At 62.1% G+C, this 5,499-nt stretch carries 6 protein-coding genes; 5 read left to right on the plus strand and 1 reads right to left on the minus strand.

The features are described from left to right. The coding region (locus DBR24_RS13950) for a beta-eliminating lyase-related protein (RefSeq protein WP_256591467.1) at nt 1-233 on the minus strand (233 nt) is incomplete at its 3' end. Nucleotides 234-359: 126 nt separating this feature from the next. Between DBR24_RS13950 and DBR24_RS13955 the strand changes: the two genes are divergently transcribed. The 5 genes from DBR24_RS13955 to DBR24_RS13980 form a co-directional block, all read left to right on the plus strand. Next, the gene (locus DBR24_RS13955) at nt 360-1,070 is read left to right on the plus strand and encodes a TraX family protein (RefSeq protein ID WP_128615055.1); all 711 of its coding nucleotides are present in this window, start codon (nt 360-362) and stop codon (nt 1,068-1,070) included. 284 nt (nt 1,071-1,354) lie between these two features. Continuing rightward, entirely contained in the window at nt 1,355-2,608 is a 1,254-nt protein-coding gene (gene glyA, locus DBR24_RS13965) for a serine hydroxymethyltransferase (protein ID WP_128615056.1), read from the plus strand. A gap of 20 nt (nt 2,609-2,628) precedes the next feature. After that, a complete protein-coding gene (locus DBR24_RS13970) occupies nt 2,629-3,879 on the plus strand; it encodes a sarcosine oxidase subunit beta (RefSeq protein WP_003206307.1) in 1,251 nt (416 codons plus the stop codon). Between the two features lie 14 nt (nt 3,880-3,893). Continuing rightward, nucleotides 3,894-4,223: a sarcosine oxidase subunit delta gene (locus DBR24_RS13975; protein ID WP_008086922.1), complete on the plus strand. Its 330-nt coding sequence runs from the start codon at nt 3,894-3,896 to the stop codon at nt 4,221-4,223. Further along, nucleotides 4,220-5,499, plus strand: a 1,280-nt coding sequence (locus DBR24_RS13980) for a 2Fe-2S iron-sulfur cluster-binding protein (RefSeq protein WP_128615057.1), incomplete at its 3' end; no start/stop codon positions are given. The genes DBR24_RS13975 and DBR24_RS13980, both read left to right, overlap by 4 nt.

Raw genomic sequence — 5,499 nt, forward strand, 5'->3', positions numbered from 1 at the left:
CTCTGGCACAGCGACGACAGCGCCAGCGAGTTGGCGGCGGTGCCGTTGAAGGCGAAGAACACTTCGCAGTCGGTTTCGAACAGGTTGCGGAAATGGTCGGCCGCGCGTGCGGTCCATTCATCGTCGCCATAAGCGCGCTGGTGGCCGTGGTTGGCCTGTTCCATGGCAGCCCAGGCTTCAGGGCAGATACCGGAATAGTTGTCGCTGGCGAATTGTTGGCTCTTGTCGGTCATGGCCGGCTTCCGTGGTCGAGACTCTTGTGAAGGCTCGTGGTCAATGATGATGCGCACTTTACCGAAGATCTTCCGGAGAGCACACGGGATGTCGCTGTCAGAAAATTACCAGTTTGTGGCCCGATTATGCACGTGACTAAACGCGACGGCGCGCTGGATTTACTCAAGTGGCTGGCGCTGCTGAGCATGCTGCTCGATCACCTGCGATATGTCGGGATCAGCGCCGATTGGCTGTATGTGCCGGGGCGGATGGCGTTTCCGTGGTTCTGCCTGGCGATGGCGGCGAATCTTGCCCGCGCCAGTGCGCAGAAGACCGAATGGCGCTATCTGGGCTGGTTGTTGCTGTTCAGCGCAGTGAGTGAAATTCCCTACCGTCTGTACATTCCAGATCCCGACACCTTGAACGTGATGCCCACTCTCGCGCTGGGGTTGCTGGTGGCGCGGGGCTGGCAGGATCAATCACTGATGTCGCGACTGTTGGGCATCGGAGCCTTGTTGCTGGCCGCGCTGTTTTCGCCGTGGCTGATGTTCGGTGTATTCGGCGTGTTATTGCCGCTGGCGCTGCTGCTGGTGTTCCGTCGCCCCTGGTATTTCAGCCTGCTGCCGGGGCTGGTGTGTCTGGCGGGCAATCAGTGGCGGGTGCTGTATGAGGCGGCGGAGTTCGGTATTGTCGTTGCAGTCCTCGGCATCGCGGCGTGTCTGATGGCGCCATTGCTCGGGATGTTCTTGTTGCGACACTCCAGTTCTATCCATCCGTTGCCCATGCGCCGTTGGGCGTACGCGCTCTATCCCGCGCATTTCCTCCTGCTGCTCGCCGTCCGCCAACTCTTTACATAACTCTGTGGGAGCGAGCTTGCTCGCGAAAGCGGTGTGTCAGCCAGCACTGATGCTGACTGACACGGCCTCTTCGCGAGCAAGCTCTCTCCCACAGGGTTCTTCGTCATATTGAGGATTGTGTTTGTCAGGGCATTTCGAGCCATGTCGTAAACGCACCTTTGCGTGGCGTCCGTAGGCATTTGAGCTGTCTGCGCCGGTCATACCATCGGCATCAAAGGGCACTGCCGTGATTGCCGGTGCCTTACCGAGACGAATGGCGCACAGATGCCGCTGGGAGAGACGCGATGTTCAGCAAGCAAGACCAGATCCAGGGTTACGACGATGCACTGCTGGCGGCGATGAATGCCGAGGAGCAACGTCAGGAAGATCACATCGAGCTGATCGCGTCAGAGAACTACACCAGCAAACGTGTCATGCAAGCCCAGGGTAGCGGTCTCACCAACAAGTACGCCGAAGGCTATCCTGGCAAGCGCTACTACGGCGGCTGCGAGCATGTGGATAAGGTCGAAGCGCTGGCCATCGAGCGCGCCAAGCAAGTGTTCGGCGCCGATTACGCCAACGTCCAGCCGCACTCCGGTTCGTCGGCCAACAGCGCCGTGTACCTGGCGCTGATCCAGCCGGGCGACACCATCCTCGGCATGAGCCTGGCCCACGGCGGTCACCTGACCCACGGCGCCAAAGTGTCGTCCTCGGGCAAGCTCTACAACGCTGTGCAGTACGGTATCAACACTGACACCGGGCTGATTGATTATGACGAAGTCGAGCGTCTGGCCGTCGAGTGCAAGCCGAAGATGATCGTCGCCGGGTTCTCCGCGTACTCCAAGACCCTCGACTTCCCGCGCTTCCGGCAGATTGCTGACAAGGTCGGCGCGCTGCTGTTCGTCGACATGGCCCACGTCGCCGGTCTGGTCGCCGCCGGTCTGTACCCGAACCCGCTGCCGTACGCCGACGTGGTCACCACCACCACGCACAAAACCCTGCGCGGTCCGCGTGGCGGGCTGATCCTGGCCAAGTCCAACGAAGAAATCGAGAAGAAGCTCAACGCTGCGGTATTCCCTGGCGCCCAGGGCGGCCCGCTGATGCACGTGATCGCCGGTAAAGCGGTGTGCTTCAAGGAAGCGCTGGAGCCAGGCTTCAAGGCCTATCAACAGCAAGTGATCGACAACGCCAAAGCGATGGCCAGCGTGTTTATCAAACGTGGCTACGATGTAGTGTCCGGCGGCACTGATAACCACCTGTTCCTGGTCAGCCTGATCCGTCAGGGCCTGACCGGCAAAGATGCGGACGCCGCCCTCGGCCGCGCCCACATCACCGTCAACAAGAACGCGGTGCCGAACGACCCGCAATCGCCGTTCGTGACCTCGGGCCTGCGCATCGGCACCCCGGCGGTCACCACGCGTGGCTTCAAGGTCGCCCAGTGCGAAGTGCTGGCCGGCTGGATCTGCGACATCCTCGACAACCTCGGCGACGCCGACGTTGAAGCGAATGTGGCCAAGAACGTCGCGGCACTGTGCGCCGACTACCCGGTTTATCGCTGAGCGGTTTGGAGTAAATGACTATGCAACGCTATTCGGGCTTCGGCCTCTTCAAACACTCCCTCAGCCACCACGAAAACTGGCAGCGCATGTGGCGCACGCCGACGCCGAAGAAGGTCTACGACGTGGTCATCGTCGGTGGCGGCGGGCACGGTCTGGCGACTGCCTATTACTTGGCGAAAGAGCACGGCATCACCAACGTGGCCGTGGTCGAGAAGGGCTGGCTGGGCGGCGGCAACACCGCACGCAACACCACCATCGTTCGCTCCAACTACCTGTGGGACGAGTCGGCGCACCTCTACGAACACGCGATGAAATTGTGGGAAGGCCTGTCCCAGGACCTGAACTACAACGTGATGTTCTCCCAGCGCGGCGTCTACAACCTGTGCCACACCCTGCAGGACATCCGTGATTCCGAGCGTCGGGTCAGCGCCAACCGCCTCAACGGCGTCGACGGCGAGTTGCTCAATGCCAAGCAAGTCGCTGACGAGATCCCGTACCTCGACTGCTCGAAAAACACCCGCTACCCGGTGATGGGCGCGACCGTTCAGCGTCGTGGTGGCGTCGCTCGTCACGATGCCGTGGCCTGGGGCTTTGCCCGTGCCGCCGACGCCTTGGGCGTGGACTTGATCCAGCAGACCGAAGTGATCGGTTTCCGCAAGGAAAACGGCGTGTGCATCGGCGTTGAAACCAACAAGGGTTTCATCGGCGCCAAGCGCGTCGGTGTGGTGACTGCCGGTAACTCCGGGCACATGGCCAAGCTCGCCGGTTTCCGTCTGCCGATCGAGTCCCACCCGCTGCAAGCGCTGGTGTCCGAGCCGATCAAACCGATTATCGACAGCGTGATCATGTCCAACGCCGTACACGGTTACATCAGCCAGTCCGACAAGGGCGACCTGGTGATCGGCGCCGGTATCGACGGCTACAACGGCTACGGCCAGCGCGGTTCGTACCCGGTGATCGAGCACACCATCCAGGCCATCGTCGAGATGTTCCCGGTGCTGTCGCGGGTGCGCATGAACCGCCAGTGGGGCGGCATCGTCGACACCACGCCGGACGCTTGCCCGATCATTTCGAAAACCCCGGTGCCGAACATGTTCTTCAACTGCGGTTGGGGCACCGGCGGCTTCAAGGCCACACCTGGCTCGGGCAACGTGTTTGCCGCCAGTCTGGCCAAGGGTGAAATGCACCCGTTGGCCGCCCCGTTTTCCATCGACCGTTTCCACAACGGCGCTCTCATCGACGAACACGGCGCTGCTGCCGTCGCCCACTAACAGGAGAAATCCCCATGTTGCATATCTTCTGTCCTCACTGCGGCGAACTGCGCTCCGAAGAGGAATTCCACGCATCCGGCCAGGCGCACATTCCGCGCCCACTGGATCCTGCCGCCTGCACTGATGAAGAGTGGGGCGACTACATGTTCTTCCGCGATAACCCGCGTGGTCTGCACCACGAACTGTGGGATCACGTCGCCGGTTGCCGCCAGTACTTCAACGTCACCCGCGACACCGTGACCTACGAGATTCTCGAAACCTACAAGATCGGCACCAAGCCGCAATTCACCGACAAGGCTGATTCGGCGAAAACAGCCACGACGGCGCTGGGAGAGAAGGTATGAGCCAGACCAATCGCCTGTCCAACGGTGGACGGATCGACCGCAACAAAGTGCTGAGCTTCACCTTCAACGGCCAGACTTATAAAGGCTTCGAGGGCGACTCGCTGGCCTCGGCGCTGATCGCCAATGGCGTCGACATCATCGGTCGCAGCTTCAAGTATTCACGGCCACGCGGGATCTTCGCCGCCGGTGCCGAAGAGCCGAACGCCGTGCTGCAGATCGGTGCCACCGAAGCCACGCAAATTCCCAACGTGCGCGCCACGCAACAGGCGTTGTACCAAGGCCTGGTCGCCACCAGCACCAACGGCTGGCCGAGCGTCAACAACGACATGATGGGGATTCTCGGCAAGGTCGGCGGCAAGCTGATGCCGCCGGGTTTCTACTACAAAACCTTCATGTACCCGCAATCGTTCTGGATGACTTACGAGAAGTACATTCGCAAGGCCGCCGGCCTGGGCCGTTCGCCGACTGAAGTTGATCCGGACACCTACGACTACATGAACCAGCACTGCGACGTGCTGATTGTCGGCGCCGGCCCTGCCGGTCTCGCCGCCGCCCTTGCCGCCGCACGCAGCGGTGCCCGGGTGATTCTCGCCGATGAGCAGGAAGAGTTCGGCGGCAGCCTGCTTGATTCCCGCGAGAGCCTCGACGGCAAACCGGCGATCGAGTGGGTGGCCAGTGTCATCGCTGAATTGAAGAACACCCCGGACGTGCTGCTGTTGCCGCGCGCCACGGTCAACGGCTACCACGACCACAATTTCCTGACCATTCACGAACGCCTCACCGACCACCTCGGTGACCGTGCGCCGATCGGTCAGGTGCGTCAGCGCATCCACCGCGTTCGCGCCAAACGTGTGGTGCTGGCGACCGGCGCTCACGAGCGGCCACTGGTCTACGGCAACAACGACGTGCCGGGCAACATGCTCGCCGGCGCGGTCTCGACTTACGTGCGCCGTTACGGCGTGGCACCGGGCAAGAAGCTGGTGCTGACCACCAACAACGATCACGCTTACCGCGTCGCTCTGGACTGGCTCGACGCCAGCCTGCAAGTGGTGGCCATCGCCGATGCGCGCAGCAACCCGCGTGGTGCGCTGGTGGAAGAAGCCCGTGCCAAAGGCATCCGCATCCTCACCGGCAGCGCCGTGATCGAGGCCCGTGGCAGCAAGCGCGTGACCGCTGCCCGTGTGGCGGCGATCGACGTTAAAGCGCACACCGTGACCAGCCCGGGCGAATGGCTCGACTGCGACGTGATCGCCAGTTCCGGCGGTTACAGCCCGGT

Origin of the sequence: Pseudomonas sp. HMWF006 (assembly GCF_003061205.1) — a bacterium.
Lineage (GTDB): Bacteria > Pseudomonadota > Gammaproteobacteria > Pseudomonadales > Pseudomonadaceae > Aquipseudomonas > Aquipseudomonas monsensis.